Genomic DNA, 18,395 nt, shown 5'->3' on the forward strand with positions numbered 1-18,395 from the left:
TGCGGTACCGCATGCACGCGCGCGCGGCGCGACGATCGCACCCGGCCGCGACGACCGCGCTATGCGTCGGTGCTGCGCCGCGCGCCGTCGAACTCGGGCGCCAGTCCCAGGTGGTCGAGCAGCCGCGCGAATTCGCCGAGCCGCTGCCGCATGTAGGCCGGCACGTCGACCTGCGCATAGTCGTGGAACCCGGCGCCGCTACGCACGCCGTCGCGCCCGGCCGCCATGTTGCGCACGACGCTGTCGGCCGGCGCGAAGCGCGGGCCGAGCTCGCCGGCGAGATACGTCGACGCGTAGTACAGGATGTCGCAGCCGCCCCAGTCGATGAACTCGAGCAGCCCGAGCACCGCGAAACGCGGGCCGAAGCCGGTGCGGATCGCCATGTCGATGTCCTCGGCGCTCGCGACGCCCTCTTCCACCATGCGTGCCGCCTCGTTCATCGCGAGCGCCTGGATGCGCGGCACGATGTAGCCGGGCGCCGGCCCGCAGATCACCGGCTTCTTGCCGACGCGTTCGAGCAGCGCGGCCAGTGCGTCGACGACCCGCTGATCGGTCGCGTCGCTGCGGCTGATCTCGACGAGCGGCATCAGCAGCGCCGGGTTCAGCCAGTGCGCATTCAGCATCCGTTCCGGATGCGCGACATGGCGCTGCAACTCGGTGACGACGAACGTCGACGTCGTCGACGCGATCGTTGCATGCGCATCGACATGTGCGCCGAGCCAGCGCAGCGCGTCGGCCTTCGCATCGAGCACTTCGGGCAGCGCTTCGAACACGATGCCGGCGTCGCGCAGGGCGGGCGCCGCGCCCTCACGCGCGACCAGTGCGATGCGGGCGACGACGGCCGCGGCCTGGTCGGCATCGATCCGGCCGAGAGCCACCTGCGCATGCAGCGGCCGCGCGATCGCGCCGCGCGTGCGATCCTCGAATACGCGCCGGCCTTGCGCGTCGCGCGGCTTGAAGTCGATCAGCGTCACGTCGAGGCCCGCGAACGCAAAGACGAGCGCGATCCCCTGCCCCATGCGTCCCGCGCCGAGCACGTGCACGCGCGTCACGTCGGCGGCGGGCGTCATGCGGCGTACCCCGCATCGAGCAGCGCGCGCATCGCGTCGCGCGACAGCGCGGCGAGGCCGAGCGCCTCCAGCGTGCGCCCTTGCGCATACAGGTCGCGGCCGGTCACCGCCGACGCGACGCTCAGCAGCGCCTGCGCAACGCGCGTCGGCACGTCGGCCCGGCGCCCGCACGACACGATGAAGGACAGCCCGAGCCGGGTGTCCTCGAGCATGTAGCGATGCGTGCGCAAATCGATCTTCTCGCGCCAGTCGCCGCTGTCGGTCAGCTTGCCGTGCGCGCCGCGCCCGTACATCCATTCGTCGCCGTCGGTCGCGTAGTGGTCCGCCAGCGGGAAATGCGGCGCGCGGTAGCCCAGTGCCTCGCGCACGGCGATGCGTTCGGCATCGAGCGCATTCGTCACGCGGCGGATCGACGGCTGCGTGCCTTCGTTGTGGATGTCCCACGCGTCGAAGTGTTCGAGCGGCCCGGCGTTCATCAGGATCAGCGGCGGATGAATCACCGGGCCCGCGTTCATCAGCGCGCCGGACAGCGCATCCTCGACCGGCTCGACCGACGGGTAGCCCGCGCGCAACACGTCGAACGCCCAGGCCGCCGCGTTCGCGGGAAACACGCCGGTCGGCAGGCGCGTCGCATACGCGCTGATCACGACCGCGTTGTCGCCATGCTTGCGTACCAGGTACGGCAGCGTGCCGGTCTCGGCAAAAGCGACGCGCGCGCGGTTGCCGGCATCGGCCGCCGCACGCGCGAACACGACGCTGCCGAACGTGCCGGGCGGCAGGAACACGACCTGGTCGTCCTCGAGCAGGGGCGCGACCTGCGCGGCGAGCGCATCGTGCGAGACGGCCGGCAGCGGCACCACGACGAGCCGCGCGCCGCGCAGCGCGGCCGCGAGATCGTCGCTCAGGCGGATCGCGCCGGGTGCGTCGCCGAGCGGCACGGCACGCCTGCCGCGATAGTCGGTCACCTGCAAGGCGCCGAGCTCGCGCAGCCGCGCATGCGGTTCGCGGTCGCGCCGCCACCACGTCACGTCGTGGCCCTTCTCGAACAGGTCGATCGCGGCCGCATGGCAGCCGTGGCCGCCGCCCAGTACACATACCTTCATCGTCGTCTCCCGGTGAGTGAGTGTTGCCGAGACTACGCGGCGGCGCACGTCGCGTCGCTTCAAAACGCGCAACGGCGCGCCCGTTCGCGCAACGCAATCGCGGCGATGCGCACGACGTCGCATCCATCCATCCGACACGAGGCCACCGCATGGATATCGCCCTTTCCCGACATGCGCCGAACCGGCTCGGCACGCTGCATGCGCCCGACGAAGTCGAACGCGCGGTCGCGCACCGGCTCGGGCCGCACCGGATGGCCGCGCACGGCCGCGATCCGTTTCATGCGGAGCTGTACGAGGTGCCGCTGCATCACGGCGCACTGCTCGAGCTCTGCTACGGCCGCGAGACGCGCATCGAGTTCGGCGACGATGCCGGGCATTTCCTGTTCCGGCTGACGCTGTCGGGCGCATGTGAGCTGCAGGCCGGCGACGTGGTCGCACGCGCCGGGCCGGGCCAGCTGACGGTGTCGTCGCCGGCGCTCGCGAGCCGCCTGAGCACGAGCCCCGATTGCCGCAACCTAGTGCTGCGGCTCGAACGCGGCGCACTCGAGCGCAAGCTGCAGGACATGCTGCACACGACGCTCACGCGGCCGCTGCAGTTCGATCTCGCGGCCGGCGGCAACGGCGCGGGCGCGGCGCTCGTGCTGCCGACCTTCGAATACCTGTGCCGGCTCGGCGCGCAGCCGGGGATCGGCACGTCGATCACGACGTTCGGCGCCGATCTCACCGCGTGGCTGATGGCGCTGCTGCTCACGCACCTGCCGCATTCGTACAGCGCCGCGCTCGCACGCGGCACGCCACCGCTGCCGGCGCACGTGCGCCGCGCGTGCGACCACGTCGACGCGCACCTGGGCGACCCGCTCGCGCTCGCCGCGCTGGCGGCCGTCGCGGGCGTCGCGCCGCGCACGCTCCAGCATGCGTTCCGCGCGTTCCTGAACACCACGCCGGCCACCTACGTGCGCGAGCGCCGGCTGGCTGCGGTGCACGCCGCGCTGCAGCGCGGCGACGCGCGCAGCGTGACGGACGTGCTGATCGCGCACGGCATTCACGGCTTCGGCCATTTCGCGAAGGCGTATGCGCGGCGTTACGGCCACCTGCCTTCCGTCACCGCGAGGCAAGCACCATGACGCACTCCGCCACCGGCCGGCCGCCGGCCCGCCCCGAGCCCGCGGCGCACGACGCGGACGCGCCCGACGGCCTGCGCGTGCAGGACCTCGACCTGAACCTGTTGAAGACGTTTCGCGCGGTGTACGAGGAACGGCACGTCGGCCGCGCAGGGTTGCGGCTCGGCGTCACGCAGCCGTCGGTGAGCTACGCGCTCGGCCGGCTGCGCCTGATGTTTCGCGACGCGCTGTTCGTGCGCACCGGCACCGGCGTCGAGCCGACGCCGCGCGCGCAACGGCTCGCACTATCGGTCGACAAGGCGCTCGCGATCCTGCAGGACGTGCTCGACGAAGGCTCGCGCTTCGCGCCGGACAGCACCCAGCGCGTGTTCCGGCTGCACATGAGCGACTTCGCGGCGAGCGCGTTCCTGCCGACGCTGCTCGCGGCATTCGACCGGCGCGCGCCGGGCGCGGTGATCGAGACGCTGCACGTCGACGAATGCCAGCTCAACGTCGCGCTCGAATCGGGCCGCATCGACTTCGCGCTCGGTCATTTCGCGGATGCCTCGAGCCATTTCCAGCGGACCGCGCTGCTGCACGAACGCTGCGTGCTGCTGATGCCGCGCCGCACCGCGCAGCGCCTCGCGCTGCCCGGCGGTTTCGTGCTCGATGGCGACGCGCCGGACGCGCTGCGCTTCGTCGCGGTGACCGCGCATCCGCAATCGATGCAGCTGCTGGAACGACACGGCCTGATGCCGCGAGTGCGGGCGGCGCTGCCCGACTTCCTGGTGGTGCCGGCGCTGCTCGAACACGGCGATTACGCGCTGATCCTGCCGGAGACCGTCGCGCTCACGTTCGCGGCGCGCCAGCCGTGCACGCTCTACGAGATCGCGGGCGCGGGCGAATGGGCCGTCAACGCGTACTGGCACCGGCGCTTCGACGCGGACCCGGGCCATCGCTGGCTGCGCGCGCTGCTGCTGGAACTGTTCGACATCGGCCGGCAGGCGCCGTTCGACGCATGGCTCGCGCCGCAACCGCCCGCCTGCGCATAGCGGCGCGGGCGGGCGCAGGCCGACCTCGGTGCTCAGAACGCCGTGAGGATGCCCGCGACGATCGAGCTGGCGGTCGCGCCGGGTTTCGCGACCGCGACGCCGCCGCCCGCCGCGCCATTGACGACGAAGCGCGCGTGCGCGCCGTTGCGCACCATCGCGGCCCCCGTGTACAGCACCGTGCGCTTCGACAGCGGATAGTCGAAGCGGATGCCGTACGAATCGGCGTTGCCGTCGCTGTCGGCGACCTTCCGGTAGTGGCCGATGCTCAGCAGCAGCGACGCGCGCCCGATCGGCACCGTCGCGCTGAGTTCCATCGTGTCGCTGTGCGGATACGCGCTCTGGCTGTCGATCGCGGCCGCGACGTCGGGGCCGCCGCGATGCCGCATGTACAGCGCGGCGACCTTCACGACGTTGAAGTCGTACGAGATCGCGCCGACCGTGTAGTTGCCGTTCGCGGCCGAACTGGTGACGCCGAGCGCGGATGGCGCCACCGGGCTGAACTTCTGCTGCATGTAGTCGACGTCGACCGACAACCCGCCGCGCACGTAGTTGAGGCCCGCGCCGTACGTGTCGCCGAGCGTCGCCGGCTGGCCGGCCGCGCCGTTGGTGCCGCGCGCGGCCATCGCGCGCAGCATGAAGCCCGCGTAACGCGGCGACGTGTAGCGCAGCGAGTTGCGCACGCGCAGGAACGCGGGGCCGACGAAGTTGTTCGTCGCGTTGCCCCATGCGAGGCCCGCGCCGAGCCCGGGCAGGCTGTACGTGACGAGCGTCGTGTGCACGATCGTGTAGAGCTCGCCGAACTGCACGCCGCCGAACGGCCCGGTGATGCCGACCCACGCCTCGCGGCCGAACAGCGCGCTGCCGTTCGACAGCGCGCCGCTCGCCGCGTTGAAGCCGTCCTCGAGCTTGAAGATCGTCGCGTAGCCGCCGCCGAGATCCTCGACACCCTTCAGCCCCCACTGCGACGCCCACAGGTTGCCGCTGCCCATGCGCGTCACGTGGTTCGGCCCGGCGTTCGCATATTCGATCGCGGTGTCGATGCGGCCGTAGAGCGTCACGCTCGATTGCGCGACAGCCGGCAACGATGCGCACGCAAGGAGCGCGGCCGCCAGCGTGGCAAGCGGTACGGCAAGCCGGTCGGCCCGCCCGTTCGAATGGTTCATCTTGGTCGTCCCGTGGAAATGCCGGCGCTTGTCGGCATCGCGCCGTTTGACATGAAGCGCGTTCGCATTCGGATGCGAACGCTGCCGATCAAAAACGGGCCGAGTCTAGGAACGACAATTTCGGACGTCGACGCAATGCGCTCTATAACGCTTATAGACGCGCCGCATGATGCGCGCACGCGCCGCCGCACGTGCGCCGCGCGGCGGCCCGCGCGCACGGCCTCGGTGTTTTCTTTATCCGCGTCGGTAAATGTCCGTGTGGCGCGGCTGTCACTCCGGCTATGGCGGCCGAATTTGGCCGACTACGCTGCGTCTCCGATCGTGTCACCCGCACGCTTTCGCACCGCGACGGCACCCGGCCCGCGAGGCCCGCGCCGCGCTTTTCCATCGCCCGCTCCTGGAGAATCCGCATGTCCGCACCCACGGCCCGCGCTGCCGACGGCAAGCGCTATACGTACGAATGGTATGTCGTCGTCATCTGCATGCTCGCGTATGTCTTTTCGTTCGTCGATCGCCAGGTGCTCGTCCTGATGATCGAACCGATCAAGCGCGACCTGCACCTGACCGACACGCAGTTCAGCCTGCTCAACGGCTTCGCGTTCTCGCTGTTCTACGCGGTGATGGGCCTGCCCGTCGCGTATCTCGCCGATCGCTACGCGCGCCCGCGCATCATCGCGCTCGGCATCGCGCTGTGGAGCGTCGCGACCGCCGCGTGCGGGCTCAGCCAGCAATTCGTGCAGATGTTCGTCGCGCGCATGGGGGTCGGCGTCGGCGAGGCCGCGCTGTCGCCCGGCGCGTATTCGATGCTCGCCGACTACTTCCCGAAGGAGAAGCTCGGCCGCGCGATCGCCGTGTATTCGCTCGGCTCGTTCATCGGCGGCGGCGTCGCGTTCCTGATCGGCGGCTACGTAATCGCGCTGCTCAAGCATGCGAGCGCGTTCACGCTGCCGGTCGTCGGGCAGGTGCATGCGTGGCAGGTCACGTTCCTGATCGTCGGGCTGCCGGGGATCCTCGTCGCGCTGCTGTTCGCCGCGACCGTGCGCGACCCGCAGCGCAAGGGGCTCGCGCAGGACCGCTCGGGCGCCGTGCGGCGCGTGTCGATGCGCGATTCGCTGCGCTTCGTCGGCACGCATCGCGCGACCTTCGCGTGCCACTACCTCGGCTTCTCGTTCTATGCGATGGCGCTGTACTGCCTGCTGAGCTGGACGCCCGCGTTCTATATCCGCCGCTTCGGGATGACGGCCGTCGAAGCCGGCTACACGCTCGGCATCGTGCTGCTCGTCGCGAATACCGCCGGCGTGTTCTGCGGCGGCTGGCTCAACGACTGGCTGCTGCGCCGCGGCCGCACCGATGCGCCGATGCGCGCCGGCGCGATCGGCGCCGCGTGCATGGTGATCCCCGCGACGCTGTTCACGCAGCTCGACAGCCTGCCGGCATCGCTCGCGATGCTCGTCGTCGCGATGTTCTTCGCGTCGTTCCCGATGCCGACGTCGACCGCCGCGATGCAGACGCTCGCGCCGAACCAGATGCGCGCGCAGATCTCCGCGCTGTTCCTGCTCGTGTCGAACCTGATCGCGCTCGGGATCGGCACGACCGTCGTCGCGCTGTTCACCGATCGCGTGTTCGGCGCGCCGGCGGCGGTCGGCCATTCGATGTCGATCGTGAACGTCGCGGCGGCCACGCTCGCCGCGTTGTTGCTGGCCGTCGGCTGCCGGCAGTATCGACGCAGCCTCGAGCGCGAACGCGGCCATGCGTCGGCGTCGGCCTCGGCCGCTGCGACTGTCGACGGCGGCAGCGCCGTTGCCGCACGCTGAAGTCGCGCTGTTCAGCGATCGCGTGTTCGGCGCACCGCCTGCGCGATCGTCGACGCCGCGGCCGCCATGCTGGTCGCCGACTATCATCCACCTCACTGATTCTGGCATCGCTTTTTTATCGATTTGATTTATGCGATGCCCGTCCTTATTCTCGGTTGCATGACGGCGCGGTATCCGCCGCGCCGGTTTCTTCTACCCCACGGAACACCCCATGCAAGCGAACCGCCACCAGGTCCGGATCGACGCGCTGATCGACGCGGCTCAGGACATCCGCTGTTTCCGGGTCTCGCGCGTCGACGGCCAGCCGTTCGACGCGTACGAGCCGGGTGCCCATATCGACGTCACCGCGCCGTCCGGCGTCACACGGCAATACTCGCTGTGCGGCCGCCCCGACGAGCGCGGCAGCTACCTGTTCGCGGTGAAGAAGGAAGCGCAGTCGCGCGGCGGCTCGCGCTCGCTGCACGACGACGTGCGCGTCGGTGCCGAGCTGTCGATCGGCGCGCCGCGCAACCTGTTTCGTCTGGCGGACGACGCGAGCGAGCATGTGCTGGTCGCGGCCGGGATCGGCATCACGCCGCTGTTGTCGATGGCGTACGCGCTCGCGCAGCGCGGCGCGCGTTACCGGTTGCACTACTTCGCGCGCAGCCGTGAACACGCGGCCTTCGTCGACGAACTGTCGGCCGAACCGTTCGCGTCGCGCGTGACCTTCCATTACGGGATCGCACCCGATGCGCTCGCGGCCGAACTGAGCCGCTGCGTCGAGTCGATCGACGCGAAAGCGCACGTCTATACGTGCGGGCCCGGGCCGTTCATGGATGCCGTCGTCGCGGCGGCAGCCACGCGGCTTCCGGAAGACGCGATTCACCTCGAACGCTTCGCGGCGGAACCCGTCGCGGCCGACGCCGCTGTCAATGCCGCCCCGGCGGAAGGCTTCGAAGTGCGCCTGCAGCGCAGCGGCCAAGCGGTGCGCGTCGCGCCCGGCACGTCGATCGTCGACGCGCTCGCGCGCATCGGCGTCGAGGTCGATACGTCATGCGGCGAAGGCGTGTGCGGCACCTGCATGGTGCCGGTGCTCGACGGCGAGCCGGATCATCGCGACCACTGCCTCAGCAAGGCCGAGCGCGCGAGCAACACGGTGATCTGCTGCTGCGTGTCGCGGGCGCGCTCGGCGGTGCTCGTTCTCGATCTGTGATGCGCCCCGTATCATCGGTGCAATGCGTCGGAAGATGCGGGCGCGCGGCGCTCAGCAATCAATCCCGATTTGCTTCGATGATACGTTCGAGCTCATTCGCATCGTCCGTGGGTTCCTCCGTGCCGCGAAAGATGCAAACCTCGGTGTGCCCGTCTCGGAACACGTCAACCTCTACCCGCATCCCGACCACCGTGATCGAAACCAGCACCGTATCCGGTCGGTTGCGGCTCAGGGTGTAGTGGATCTTCGCAGATTCGAGCTGATCGAGCAGATCGAACAGTGTGTTGGGGGTCATGTCGGGCACCTATTTCTTGAAACGGTTATCGTTGAGCAACTTGAGCGCCTTACGCGCCTCTTTGATGCCATCGCTCGCATCACCTTGAATCTCGTTGAGCGTCGAATTCAGATATTGCCCTGGGAACTCGCGCAACACTGAGCCTTTGCACTCAGCCTTGATGATGTCGCAGGCCATCATATCGCCTCGGTCGACACCCGCGACTTGAACCGCGTCTCCCAACGCATCTGGCGAAAAATCGAATGGCGATGCCTCACTGAGCGAAGTCGAATCAGCGAAGCCCGCGCCGCCCGCCATCGCGGCCGCACCACCTGCACCGCCCGAGACAACACTCTGCAGATAGCTCATGAGCTCGCCCGCAGACACATCGCTGGGTGTCGCCCAACCAGGCAAGGGCTTGTCTACCGGTAGCGGGGCCATTCTCGGCACACTGGCGAACCTATTGGCTTTTGGGAATGGCGGAGTTGTGGGAGAACCTCCAGCCGAACCCCCACCACCAACCGCTTGTCGTTCGATCTGTACCGCCACGCGTCCATTTTCGATGGCAGCCTTGAGCGCATCAAGCGGAGTGCCTTGGAGTGCGTCTAGGCCAAGTTGGCGAAGGTATGTCAGCACGTTCGTGGTCAGACCACTGTATTTCGGCCAGTGCAACATTAATTCGGACACGTCGCTGCGTTGACTGGCGGACAAGCTGGTACCGCTTGAACGTGACGCACGCGTGAGCGTAGCGCGCTTTCCGGCACCCAGATCAATCGTCACTGAAGCCATGAATCCTGTTCTCCGTATCGGCTTTGCAGAACATAACGTTGCTCTCTCAACGTCAGGCCTAGCACTTCGAAGCCCATACTTTAGCAGTCCTCCCCGATCTCTGACGCGCTCACGCAGCCCGACCGTCACGCGTCGTCGAACCGCTCGACGATCTCGGCGAGCAGCGTGCGCATCCACGCGATCCCCTCGTCCTCGTGAAAATGCTCGTGCCAGTGCATCGTGACCGGCGCGGGCGGCAGCGTGACCGGCAGCTCGTAGAGCCGGAACGCGTTGTCGCGGTTCAGGATCCGCGCGAGCCGCTTCGGCAGCGTCGCATAGAGATCGGTCACCGACAGCACGCTCGGCAGCGCGACGAAGTGCGGCACTTCGAGCGCGATGTTGCGGCCCACGCCCTGCGCGCGCAACGCGTCGTCGAGCGCATGGTGGCTGTGCTCGACCGATTTCACGTTGACGTGCGCGGCGCGCACGAACTGCTCGAGGCTCAGCGCCGCACCGGCCGGCAGCCCGCGCCGGCGCCCCGTCATGCACACGTAGGTTTCCTCGAACAGCAGCTGGTGGCGCGTGCGCGGCATCAGCTCCGGCAGGTTGCCGATCGCGAAGTCCAGCCGGCTCGCGCGCAGCGCCTCCTCGATCTCCTCCACCGGCAGCGGCTGCACGCTGAGCGTCACGCGCGGCGCGCGTTCGCGCAGCGCCTGGCAGATCGCCGGCAGGTACGCCATCTCGCCCGCATCCGACAGCGACAGCCGGAACGTGCGCGTGCTCGACGCCGGATCGAAACGCTCCGCATAGCGCAGCGCGACGCGCACCATGTCGAGCGCCTTGCCGACGATCCCCGCGAGTTCGAGCGCGACCGGCGTCGGCTGCATCCCCGCGCGCGTGCGCACGAACAGCGGATCGTCGAACAGCGTGCGCAGCCGCCCGAGCGAATAGCTGACGGCCGGCTGCGACAGCGCGAGCCGCTCGCCGGCCTTGGTCAGGCTGCGCTCCTCGACGATCGCCTGGAACACCCGCAACAGGTTCAGATCGAGATGATCGACCGATGTCATCGTGACCTCCATCATTTGCCGTATTTATTTGATTGGCAATTTTAGATCAATTTGACGGATATGTAGCGGAAGACGAGACTGGGTACCCGATGCCGCGCGCGACGCGGCCCGATTTCGCGACTCTTTCCCCACGACGACGATGAGCGACATTCCCACCCAGACGATCGACACCCGCGCGTTGCACGGCTTCGCGCAGCCCGACCGCATCGCGCCCGCGATGTATCACGACCCCGCGCTGTTCGAGGCCGAGCTCGACCGCATCTTCTACCGCACCTGGATCTGGGTCGCGCACGAGAGCGAGCTGCCGAACCCGGGCGACTTCGTCACGACGACGATCGGCCGCCAGCCGGTGATCGTCGTGCGCGACAGGACCGGCGAGATCAACGTGCTGCAGAACCGCTGCCGCCACCGCGGCGCGACCGTGTGCGAATCGCACAAGGGCAACGCGAAAGGCTTCACGTGCCCGTATCACAGCTGGTCGTACGCGCTCGACGGCACGCTGCGCGCGCTGCCGTACGGCGACGGCTACGAAGGCGTGTGCGAGAAAGGCGACCTGCCGCTCGTGAAGCTGCGCGTGGGCGTGTACCAGGGGCTGATCTTCGCGAGCTTCAACGACGCCATCGAACCGCTTGAGGATTTCCTCGGCGGCGCGAAGCCGTGGATCGACCTGTTCATGAAGCAGGGTGCCGGCTACCCGATCAAGGCGAACGGCGAGCACAAGTTCAAGTTCAAGGGCAACTGGAAGATCCAGCTCGAGAACACGACCGACCTCTATCACTTCCCCGTCGTGCACAAGTCGTGGATGAAGTCGATCGACGACGAAACGGCGGCCGCGATCACGAGCTTCATGACGAGCGAGGACGCGTTCTGCCGCGGGCTCGGCAACGGTCACAGCCTCGCGGTGCTGATGCCCGAGCTGATCGATCTCGACCAGGACGACGGCGCGCCGCTGCCCGAACGCTTCGCGCCGCTCGCGGCGAAGCTCGCCGAGCGCCATACGCCGGACGAAGTGCGCCGCATCGTGCGCTCGCTGATGGGCGTCGGCTTCAACCTGAACCTGTTTCCGAACCTCGCGCTGTCGATGGCGTTCTTCCGCGTGCTGCGGCCGATCTCCGCGAACGAAACCGAGATCCGTCACGTCGCGCTCGCGATGGATGGCGGCCCGGACGAAGCGAATCGCGAGCGGCTGCGGATTCACGAGCATTTCCAGGGACCGTTCGGCTTCGGCAGCCCCGATGACGCGGAAGCATGGGAGCGCGTGCAGCGCGGCGCGCATGCGGGGCCGGACGTGCCGATCCTCGTGAACCGCGGGCTGAACCGCGAGACGACCGCCGCGAACGGCGAAAAGACCGCGCATGCGACCGACGAGACGGGCATGCGCGAGGCCTACCAGCAATGGCGCAAGATGATGGAGCAACAGTAATGGACGACCGCAACGCCCTTTTTTCCGAGCAGACCTTCGCCCGCGCGGTCGAATTCGTGTGGCGCGAAGCCGAGTTGCTCGACCGCCGCGACTATCGCGCATGGCTCGACCTGTGGGATGCAGCCGGTCACTACGTGGTGCCGATCGATCCCGACACCACCGACTTCGCGGCGACGCTCAACTACGTGTTCGACGACCAGGACATGCGCGAGAAGCGCGTGCAGCGGATGCTGTCCGGTTACTCGGCGTCGGCGACCGACGCGGCGCGCACGGTGCGCACCGTGTCGCGCTTCACGCTGGAAAGCAGCAGCGCCGGCATGGTCGAGCTGAAATCCGCGCAGGTCGTCGTCGCGTACAAGCGCGGCGTCGCGACGCTGTTCGCGGCCGACGTCACGCACAAGCTGCACATCGACGCGGACGGCGAAATGCGGATCGCGGAGAAGGTCGTGCGGCTGATCGACTCGACCGAGGCACTCAGCGCGATCGGCTTCCTGCTGTAAGCGGCGGCCGCTTCGCTGTCGCCAACGCAACGGTGAGCCGGCCACCTTCACCTTTCGGGACGCTCATGCTCACACTCGAATGCGGAAACGGTCGTCCGTCCGATCGGTTCGGCCGAATCACTCGGCGCGATCGGAACGGTGAGGCGGCCACCTTCACCTTTCCGGACGACCCAGCCCACACTCGAATGCGGAAACGGTCGTCCACCTGATCGGCTCGACCGATGCGCGCAGCGAGATCGGCTTCCTGCTGCAAGCGGCCGCCGGTTCGCCATCGCCAGCGCAACGGTGAGCCGGCCACCTTCACCTTTCCGGACGACCATGCCCACACTCGAAGTTTTCCTGCCGGCCGGCCACGACGACGCGCGCAAGGCCGAGCTGATCGCGCGGCTCAGCGGCGCGACCGTCGACGCGATCGGCGCACCGCTCGAATCGGTGCGTGTCCTGCTCACCGAATTGCCCGCCACGCACATCGGCCTTGGCGGCCGCACGGCCGCCGATGGCGCACCGCCGTCGCTGCCGGTAATCGTCGCGATCCTGATCGCCGGCCGCACCGACGAGCAGAAACGCGCGTTGATCGCGGCGCTGTCGGACGCCGGCGCGAACGTGCTCGATGCGCCATTGCAGGCGACGCGCGTGATCATCAAGGACATCCCGAACACCGACTTCGGGATCGGTGGTCAAACCGCGCGGGCGCTGGGGCGCTGATCGTGTGCCGCGCGTCGCTGCCTGGCTGCGATGTGCGTGACGTGCGTGATGCGCGCGACGTGCATGGCGCCCGTTACGCTTGCGCCGCGACGCACCGCTTACGCCTGCGCACCGACAAGCGGCAGCGTCACGCGACAGTCGAGCCCGCCGCCTTCGGCCGGGCTCGCGCCGATGCGCCCGCCATGACGCGTGACGATGCTCTTGCACAGCGACAGCCCGATCCCGTTGCCGCCGGCCTTCGACGACGAGAAACCGTCGAACAGCCGGTCGTGCGCCCCTTCGGCGATACCGGGCCCGTTGTCGATCGCCCGCAGCTCCGCGTGGCCGCCGACGTCGGCGGTGCCGAGCGTCAGCGTGCACGGCGCGCGCGCGCAGCCGGCGAACGCCTCGATCGCGTTGAAGGCCAGATTCAGGATCACCTGCCCGATCAGCACACGCTCGCAGCGAATCGGCAGCGGCTTGTCGGCCTGCACGATCGCGACCGTCACGCCCGCTTCCTTCGCACGCAGCTCGATGAAATACGCGACGTCGGCGAGGATCTCGCGCAGGTCGGCGAGCGCGACGACCGGCTCGCGCTTCACGATGAACTCGCGCACGCTCTTGATGATCAGCGCCGCATGCTCGGCCTGCCGGTCCGCGCTGCGCAGCCCCCAGATCGCATCGTCGACGGCGCCGCGCGTGTTCAGCCGCTGCACCGCACCCTCGATGAAGTTGCGCACGGCCGCGAGCGGCTGGCTCAGCTCGTGCGCGATCACCGTCGCCATCTCGCCCATCGCGTTGTAGCGGCCCGCGTATTCGAGCATGCGCGCTTCGGCGCGGCGCGCCTCCTCGATCGCGACTTCGTCGCTGACGTCGCGGAAATGCACGAGCAAGCCGTCGAGGTCGCCTTCGATCTCGACTTGCCGGCACGTGATGCGCAGCCAGCACGCCGAGCCGTCGCGCCGCACGAAGCGGTAGCGCGGCGGCTCGGACGGGCACGTCGACGGCGCATCGCGCAGCTGCGCGACGAGCCGGTCGCGATCGGCCGCGGTGCAGTAGTCGAGCACGCCGCCGAGCGCATCGTCGGGCGCGAGCCCGAGCACGCGGCGCCCCGACTCGCTGATGAACTGCGCGCCGCCGTTCGGCGTCACGACCGCGATGCCTTCGTCGAGGTCCTGCATGAATTCGCGCAGCCGCGCCTCGTAGCGGCGCAACTGCTGACGGATCGCCTCCTCCGCGCTGATGTCGCGGAACTGCACCATCACGACGTCGCGCCCGCGCAGCGGCACGTGCGTCGCGATTGCCTCCGACAGCATGTCGACGCCGGTGCGCGACCGATAGCACCACTCGTACACCTGCGGCCGCCCTTCGGCGATCGCGCGATCCATCGCGCCCACGCCGATCTCGCGCCGGTATTTCGGTTCGGGACGCGTCATGTCAGGCGCCTTCAGCGGCAGCAGCTCCTCGACAGAAAAGCCGAGCGCGATGCACGCGGCGCGGTTCGCCCACACGATCGCCTTGGTCTGCGCGTCGTGCAGCAGCACGCAGGTCGTCAATGCGTCGAGCAGCCGGTGGAAATCGTCTTCGTCGGGGAAGCTCATGAGCGGATTCGGTTGAAGGCGCGCGGCGGCGCGCGGCCGGATGTCCAACATAGCACCGGCGTGCACGGCCCGCATCTGAAGATTTCTTTAGTCCGGCACGGAGCCACACCAGTCGCGCGGCCTTACGCACCAATTGCTGCGTGTTTTCGGCGTTTCTAGACTGATTGCATCGTCTTTCGAACCCCATTCCCAGGAGCCACTCATGCCCAACGCCGCCCTCGCCATCGACGCCGCGTCCCCCTCGCCGCATGCGGTCCGCGAAGCGGTCGCGCGGGTGTCGCCGCTCGACGCGGTGATCGAGACCGTCGCCGCGCGCCGCGACGAATTCGACCGCCTGTCGCACGTGCCGCGCGACGTGATCGCGCTGTTCAAGGAGGCCGGCATCTATCGCGCGGGCACGCCGCGCCGCTTCGGCGGCGATGCGCTCGCGCCCACCGCGTTCCTCGACATGATCGAGCGGATCGCGACCGCCGACGGGTCGGCCGCATGGGTCGCGAGCTTCGGCTCGGCCAACGTCTATCTCGCCGCGCTGCCGCTCGCCACGCAGGCCGAGCTGTACGCGGGCGGCCCCGACCAGGTATTCGCGGGCGGGCTGTTCCCGGTCCAGCCGGCGCAGGCGGAACCCGGCGGCTGGCGCGTGAACGGCACGTGGAAATTCGCGAGCGGCTGCAAGGGCGCCGACTGGCTCGGCGTCGGCATCGCGGTGCCCGGCGCGCAGGACGCCGCGCCGAACAAGCCGCGCACGGCCGTGTTCCGTGCCGCCGACGTCGAGATCGTCGAGAACTGGAGCGTGGTCGGCATGCAGGGCACCGGCAGCCACGACCTGCGCGTGGACGACCGCTTCGTGCCCGACGCGTGGACCTTCGTGCGCGGCGGCGAGCCGACCGTCGACGAGCCGCTGTACCGCTATCCGACCGTCGCGTATGCGGCGCAGGTGCTCGCCGTGGTCAACCTCGGGCTGGCCCGCGCGGCGCTCGACGTCGCGAACCGGATGTCGGGCGGCCGCCAGACGACCACCGGCGCCCCGCGCCTCGCCGATCGCGCGTATTTCCGCATCGAGCTCGCGAAGGCCGAAGCGCAGCTGCGCTCGGCGCGCGCGTTCTTCTACGACGCGACCGACTCGGTCTGGCAGTCGATCCTGGCCGGCAACCCGGTCACGCCCGAGCAGGTCAGCCTGCTGCGGCTCGCGGCCACGCATATCGCCCGCGAAGGCGCGAGCGTCGTCGAGCGCGCGTACCGCCTCGGCGGCACGGCCGCGATCTATCGCACGCATCCGCTGCAGCGCCTGCTGCGCGACGCGATGGTCGTCACGCAGCACGCGTTTCTCGGCGAAGGCAACTTCGACGGCGCGGGTGCGGTGTTCACCGGCGTCACGCCGTTTCCCGGCTATCTGTAATCCGCGTCGATTCGCTTCGACGCCGCACAACGCATTGTTCAGGAGAACCTTTCATGTCCGATTCGAATCCGCTGCCGCTGCGCGTGCTGTTCTGCTGCGGCGTGTCGCAAAACTTCTTCGACCTGCCGCGCGAGAAGATCGGCGAAGTGTGGCAAGCGTACGGCGCGATGCTCGCCGCCGTCGAGGCGATGCCCGGCGTGCGCGTGCTCGGCGTGATGGATGACGATCGCCTCGTCGTCGGCCAGGCCGACGGCGCGCCGTGGACGTTCTACATCATGGCCGACGTCGCCGACTTCGACACGACGGTCGCGGTATGCAACCTGTATCGCACGACGCCCGTCGGCGAATACAACCTGTGGCGCTACGGCAAGATCGAGGCGCGGGTCGGCCGTGCGCTGACCGTGCCGCCGGCCGCGAAGCCCGCGGCGTGAGGCGCGCGATGACCGGACCCGATTCGACGCGCGCGCTCGAAGCGCCCGACGCACGCGAAGCCGTCAAAGCGCTCGACGCGCTCGCGCGGCGCGTGGCGATGCTCGACGCCGAACGCGCGGTGCGCGCGACGATCACGCGCTACATGGCGCTGTGCGACGTGCCGGAGGATGCCGGCGACGGGCCGGCGCTCGCCGCGCTATTCACGGCCGACGCGGTGTGGGAAGGCATCGGCCCGCAGTACGCGCGCAAGTTCGGCCGCCTCGAAGGCACGGACGCGATCGTCGCGATGCTGCGCCGCTACCTGCCGCCCGATCCGCATTTCTCGGCGAACCTGCACTTCCTGACGTCGGAGTCGATCGACGTCGGCGGCGACCATGCAAGCGCGCGCGGCCGCTGGATCATGCTGCAGGCGTCGCGCTACGCGGACGGCACGGCCGAGCTGATCGCCGCGCGGCTGACCATCGATTTCGCGCCGGCCGCCGACGGCGCGACCTGGCTGATCCGCCATTTCCGCACCGAGCGCGTGCTCGACGGCCCGTGGCCGCTCGCCGCCGCGCCGCACGCCTGAACCCTTCACCGCACTCGCACGCCATCGACCATGACAGGCTTCATCGACACCTTCACGCTGGGCGGCCCGGGCCCGACGATCGCGATCAAGGACACGATCGACATCGCCGGCCATCCGACCCGCGCGGCCAGCCGCGCGCTCGCCGACGCAGCGCCCGCCTCGCAGCACGCGGACGTGGTCCGCCTGCTGCTCGACGCCGGCTGGCAGATCGCCGGCAAGGCGAACATGCACGAGCTCGCGTTCGGCATGACCGGCATCAACGACTACACGGGCACGCCGGTCAATCCGCAGGATCCGACGCGCATCCCGGGCGGCTCGTCGAGCGGGTCGGCATCGCTCGTCGGGCTCGGCGCCGTCGACGCCGCGCTCGGCACCGATACCGGCGGCTCGATCCGCGGGCCGGCCGCCTGCTGCGGCGTGGCCGGGCTCAAGCCGACGTTCGGCCGCGTGTCGCGACGCGGCGTCGCGCCGGACGTCACCACGCTCGACTGTGTCGGGCCGTTCGCGCGCGACATCCGCACGCTCGCGGCCGTGATGGCCGCCATCGCGCCGGGCTTCGACCGGGCGCGCGCGGCGGCACCCGTTGCCGGCTGCACGGTCGCACGCGTGGTCGTCGAGGCCGAGCCGGCCATCGCGGCCGCGCTCGACGCGGCGATTGGCGCGTCGGGCCTGTGTACGTACGACGTCGTGCTCGATGCGATGCAGGATGCGTTCACCGCTGGGCTTGCCGTCATCAATGCGGAAACGTCGCGTGCATTCGGTCATCTCGTCGAAACCGGCAAGCTCGGCGCGGATCTCGATGCGCGGCTGCGCTCGGCCGCGACGACGCCCCCCGCCGCGCTCGCGCAAGCGGAAGCCGTGCGTGCCCGCTTCACGGCGCAGGTCGATGCCGCGCTCGAGCGCGCGGAGGTGCTGGTGCTGCCGACCTTGCCCGTGCTGCCGATCACGCTTCGGCAGGCACGCGACGGCGTATCGGTCATCGCGATGTCGTCGCTGATCCGGCCGTTCAACCTGAGCGGCCATCCGGCGCTCAGCCTGCCGCTGCCGCTCGCGGGAACGCCGCTGAAGGCCGGGCTGCAGATCGTCGGACGCAAGGGCGCGGACGAACAGGTGTGCGCGGTCGCCGCGCACTTCGAAGCGGCGCTCGCCGCATGAACCACGATGCGGGCGCGGCTGTGGCCACGTTCC

The 18,395-nt window shown here is 69.3% G+C and carries 18 protein-coding genes; 11 read left to right on the forward strand and 7 right to left on the reverse strand.

What is annotated here, in order from left to right; translation table 11 throughout:
- Nucleotides 1-59: 59 nt before the first annotated feature.
- Both DIE17_RS11120 and DIE17_RS11125 read right to left on the reverse strand, forming a co-directional pair.
- Nucleotides 60-1,070, reverse strand: coding sequence for a 3-hydroxybutyryl-CoA dehydrogenase (locus DIE17_RS11120; RefSeq protein ID WP_124920801.1), 1,011 nt, complete (start codon nucleotides 1,068-1,070; stop codon nucleotides 60-62).
- Nucleotides 1,067-2,173 (reverse strand): NAD/NADP-dependent octopine/nopaline dehydrogenase family protein, encoded by a 1,107-nt coding sequence (locus DIE17_RS11125; protein ID WP_124920802.1) that lies wholly within the window; start codon nucleotides 2,171-2,173, stop codon nucleotides 1,067-1,069. Before DIE17_RS11125 ends, DIE17_RS11120 begins: the two co-directional genes overlap by 4 nt.
- 149 nt (nucleotides 2,174-2,322) lie before the next feature.
- Here DIE17_RS11125 and DIE17_RS11130 point away from each other — a divergent pair, with 149 nt between their 5' ends.
- Nucleotides 2,323-3,297, forward strand: coding sequence for an AraC family transcriptional regulator (locus DIE17_RS11130; RefSeq protein WP_124571146.1), 975 nt, complete (start codon nucleotides 2,323-2,325; stop codon nucleotides 3,295-3,297).
- Nucleotides 3,294-4,325, forward strand: coding sequence for a LysR family transcriptional regulator (locus DIE17_RS11135; protein WP_044845355.1), 1,032 nt, complete (start codon nucleotides 3,294-3,296; stop codon nucleotides 4,323-4,325). The genes DIE17_RS11130 and DIE17_RS11135 overlap by 4 nt, the downstream gene beginning before the upstream one ends.
- Before the next feature lie 32 nt (nucleotides 4,326-4,357).
- Here the strand turns inward: DIE17_RS11135 and DIE17_RS11140 are convergent, their stop codons facing one another.
- Complete coding sequence (locus tag DIE17_RS11140) at nucleotides 4,358-5,488, reverse strand: porin (RefSeq protein WP_124920803.1); 1,131 nt, start codon at nucleotides 5,486-5,488, stop codon at nucleotides 4,358-4,360.
- Nucleotides 5,489-5,898: 410 nt separating this feature from the next.
- On the opposite strand from DIE17_RS11140, the gene DIE17_RS11145 reads away from it, so the two are divergent.
- Together DIE17_RS11145 and DIE17_RS11150 are read left to right on the forward strand one after the other, a co-directional pair.
- Nucleotides 5,899-7,302, forward strand: a complete 1,404-nt coding sequence (locus DIE17_RS11145) for an MFS transporter (protein WP_124920804.1) — start codon at nucleotides 5,899-5,901, stop codon at nucleotides 7,300-7,302.
- Nucleotides 7,303-7,513: 211 nt separating this feature from the next.
- Nucleotides 7,514-8,494, forward strand: coding sequence for a PDR/VanB family oxidoreductase (locus tag DIE17_RS11150; protein WP_124920805.1), 981 nt, complete (start codon nucleotides 7,514-7,516; stop codon nucleotides 8,492-8,494).
- 58 nt (nucleotides 8,495-8,552) lie between these two features.
- On the opposite strand, the gene DIE17_RS11155 is transcribed toward DIE17_RS11150, so the two are convergent.
- From DIE17_RS11155 to DIE17_RS11165, 3 genes are all read right to left on the reverse strand, one after another.
- Complete coding sequence (locus DIE17_RS11155; RefSeq protein ID WP_124487663.1) at nucleotides 8,553-8,789, reverse strand: hypothetical protein; 237 nt, start codon at nucleotides 8,787-8,789, stop codon at nucleotides 8,553-8,555.
- A gap of 9 nt (nucleotides 8,790-8,798) precedes the next feature.
- Nucleotides 8,799-9,557 carry a hypothetical protein gene (locus DIE17_RS11160; protein WP_185640867.1) on the reverse strand — a complete coding sequence of 253 codons (759 nt, stop codon included), beginning with the start codon at nucleotides 9,555-9,557 and terminating at the stop codon, nucleotides 8,799-8,801.
- Nucleotides 9,558-9,682: 125 nt separating this feature from the next.
- The gene (locus DIE17_RS11165) at nucleotides 9,683-10,603 is read right to left on the reverse strand and encodes a LysR family transcriptional regulator (protein WP_124920806.1); all 921 of its coding nucleotides are present in this window, start codon (nucleotides 10,601-10,603) and stop codon (nucleotides 9,683-9,685) included.
- A 139-nt stretch (nucleotides 10,604-10,742) separates the two neighbouring features.
- Here DIE17_RS11165 and DIE17_RS11170 point away from each other — a divergent pair, with 139 nt between their 5' ends.
- From DIE17_RS11170 to DIE17_RS11180, 3 genes are all read left to right on the forward strand, one after another.
- Complete coding sequence (locus DIE17_RS11170; RefSeq protein ID WP_044845359.1) at nucleotides 10,743-12,026, forward strand: Rieske 2Fe-2S domain-containing protein; 1,284 nt, start codon at nucleotides 10,743-10,745, stop codon at nucleotides 12,024-12,026.
- The gene (locus DIE17_RS11175) at nucleotides 12,026-12,526 is read left to right on the forward strand and encodes an aromatic-ring-hydroxylating dioxygenase subunit beta (RefSeq protein ID WP_124920807.1); all 501 of its coding nucleotides are present in this window, start codon (nucleotides 12,026-12,028) and stop codon (nucleotides 12,524-12,526) included. Before DIE17_RS11170 ends, DIE17_RS11175 begins: the two co-directional genes overlap by 1 nt.
- A gap of 318 nt (nucleotides 12,527-12,844) precedes the next feature.
- Nucleotides 12,845-13,231, forward strand: coding sequence for a 2-hydroxymuconate tautomerase family protein (locus DIE17_RS11180; protein WP_044845361.1), 387 nt, complete (start codon nucleotides 12,845-12,847; stop codon nucleotides 13,229-13,231).
- A 98-nt stretch (nucleotides 13,232-13,329) separates the two neighbouring features.
- Here DIE17_RS11180 and DIE17_RS11185 read toward each other — a convergent pair whose 3' ends face one another.
- Nucleotides 13,330-14,886 (reverse strand): ATP-binding protein, encoded by a 1,557-nt coding sequence (locus DIE17_RS11185; RefSeq protein ID WP_124920808.1) that lies wholly within the window; start codon nucleotides 14,884-14,886, stop codon nucleotides 13,330-13,332.
- Nucleotides 14,887-15,013: 127 nt separating this feature from the next.
- Between DIE17_RS11185 and DIE17_RS11190 the strand changes: the two genes are divergently transcribed.
- The 4 genes from DIE17_RS11190 to DIE17_RS11205 are packed head-to-tail and all read left to right on the forward strand — an operon-like array spanning nucleotide 15,014 to nucleotide 18,362.
- Nucleotides 15,014-16,207 carry an acyl-CoA dehydrogenase family protein gene (locus DIE17_RS11190; protein ID WP_124920809.1) on the forward strand — a complete coding sequence of 398 codons (1,194 nt, stop codon included), beginning with the start codon at nucleotides 15,014-15,016 and terminating at the stop codon, nucleotides 16,205-16,207.
- Between the two features lie 53 nt (nucleotides 16,208-16,260).
- A complete protein-coding gene (locus tag DIE17_RS11195; RefSeq protein WP_011356094.1) occupies nucleotides 16,261-16,638 on the forward strand; it encodes a hypothetical protein in 378 nt (125 codons plus the stop codon).
- Between the two features lie 8 nt (nucleotides 16,639-16,646).
- The gene (locus DIE17_RS11200) at nucleotides 16,647-17,207 is read left to right on the forward strand and encodes a nuclear transport factor 2 family protein (protein ID WP_124920810.1); all 561 of its coding nucleotides are present in this window, start codon (nucleotides 16,647-16,649) and stop codon (nucleotides 17,205-17,207) included.
- Nucleotides 17,208-17,237: 30 nt separating this feature from the next.
- A complete protein-coding gene (locus DIE17_RS11205; RefSeq protein ID WP_124920811.1) occupies nucleotides 17,238-18,362 on the forward strand; it encodes an amidase in 1,125 nt (374 codons plus the stop codon).
- The last annotated feature ends 33 nt before the right edge of the window (nucleotides 18,363-18,395 follow it).

Source organism: Burkholderia sp. Bp9099 (genome assembly GCF_003857805.1).
Taxonomy (GTDB): Bacteria; Pseudomonadota; Gammaproteobacteria; order Burkholderiales; family Burkholderiaceae; genus Burkholderia.

What these genes read in the sequence shown, in the direction of transcription:
- DIE17_RS11180 (WP_044845361.1), top strand. Translation starts at nt 12,845, where the DNA reads ATGCCCACACTCGAAGTTTTCCTGCCGGCCGGCCACGACGACGCGCGC.
- DIE17_RS11160 (WP_185640867.1), bottom strand. Translation starts at nt 9,557, where the DNA reads ATGGCTTCAGTGACGATTGATCTGGGTGCCGGAAAGCGCGCTACGCTC.
- DIE17_RS11120 (WP_124920801.1), bottom strand. Translation starts at nt 1,070, where the DNA reads ATGACGCCCGCCGCCGACGTGACGCGCGTGCACGTGCTCGGCGCGGGA.
- DIE17_RS11185 (WP_124920808.1), bottom strand. Translation starts at nt 14,886, where the DNA reads ATGCGGGCCGTGCACGCCGGTGCTATGTTGGACATCCGGCCGCGCGCC.
- DIE17_RS11145 (WP_124920804.1), top strand. Translation starts at nt 5,899, where the DNA reads ATGTCCGCACCCACGGCCCGCGCTGCCGACGGCAAGCGCTATACGTAC.
- DIE17_RS11135 (WP_044845355.1), top strand. Translation starts at nt 3,294, where the DNA reads ATGACGCACTCCGCCACCGGCCGGCCGCCGGCCCGCCCCGAGCCCGCG.
- DIE17_RS11195 (WP_011356094.1), top strand. Translation starts at nt 16,261, where the DNA reads ATGTCCGATTCGAATCCGCTGCCGCTGCGCGTGCTGTTCTGCTGCGGC.
- DIE17_RS11200 (WP_124920810.1), top strand. Translation starts at nt 16,647, where the DNA reads ATGACCGGACCCGATTCGACGCGCGCGCTCGAAGCGCCCGACGCACGC.
- DIE17_RS11140 (WP_124920803.1), bottom strand. Translation starts at nt 5,488, where the DNA reads ATGAACCATTCGAACGGGCGGGCCGACCGGCTTGCCGTACCGCTTGCC.
- DIE17_RS11125 (WP_124920802.1), bottom strand. Translation starts at nt 2,173, where the DNA reads ATGAAGGTATGTGTACTGGGCGGCGGCCACGGCTGCCATGCGGCCGCG.
- DIE17_RS11190 (WP_124920809.1), top strand. Translation starts at nt 15,014, where the DNA reads ATGCCCAACGCCGCCCTCGCCATCGACGCCGCGTCCCCCTCGCCGCAT.
- DIE17_RS11150 (WP_124920805.1), top strand. Translation starts at nt 7,514, where the DNA reads ATGCAAGCGAACCGCCACCAGGTCCGGATCGACGCGCTGATCGACGCG.
- DIE17_RS11130 (WP_124571146.1), top strand. Translation starts at nt 2,323, where the DNA reads ATGGATATCGCCCTTTCCCGACATGCGCCGAACCGGCTCGGCACGCTG.
- DIE17_RS11155 (WP_124487663.1), bottom strand. Translation starts at nt 8,789, where the DNA reads ATGACCCCCAACACACTGTTCGATCTGCTCGATCAGCTCGAATCTGCG.
- DIE17_RS11175 (WP_124920807.1), top strand. Translation starts at nt 12,026, where the DNA reads ATGGACGACCGCAACGCCCTTTTTTCCGAGCAGACCTTCGCCCGCGCG.
- DIE17_RS11165 (WP_124920806.1), bottom strand. Translation starts at nt 10,603, where the DNA reads ATGACATCGGTCGATCATCTCGATCTGAACCTGTTGCGGGTGTTCCAG.
- DIE17_RS11205 (WP_124920811.1), top strand. Translation starts at nt 17,238, where the DNA reads ATGACAGGCTTCATCGACACCTTCACGCTGGGCGGCCCGGGCCCGACG.
- DIE17_RS11170 (WP_044845359.1), top strand. Translation starts at nt 10,743, where the DNA reads ATGAGCGACATTCCCACCCAGACGATCGACACCCGCGCGTTGCACGGC.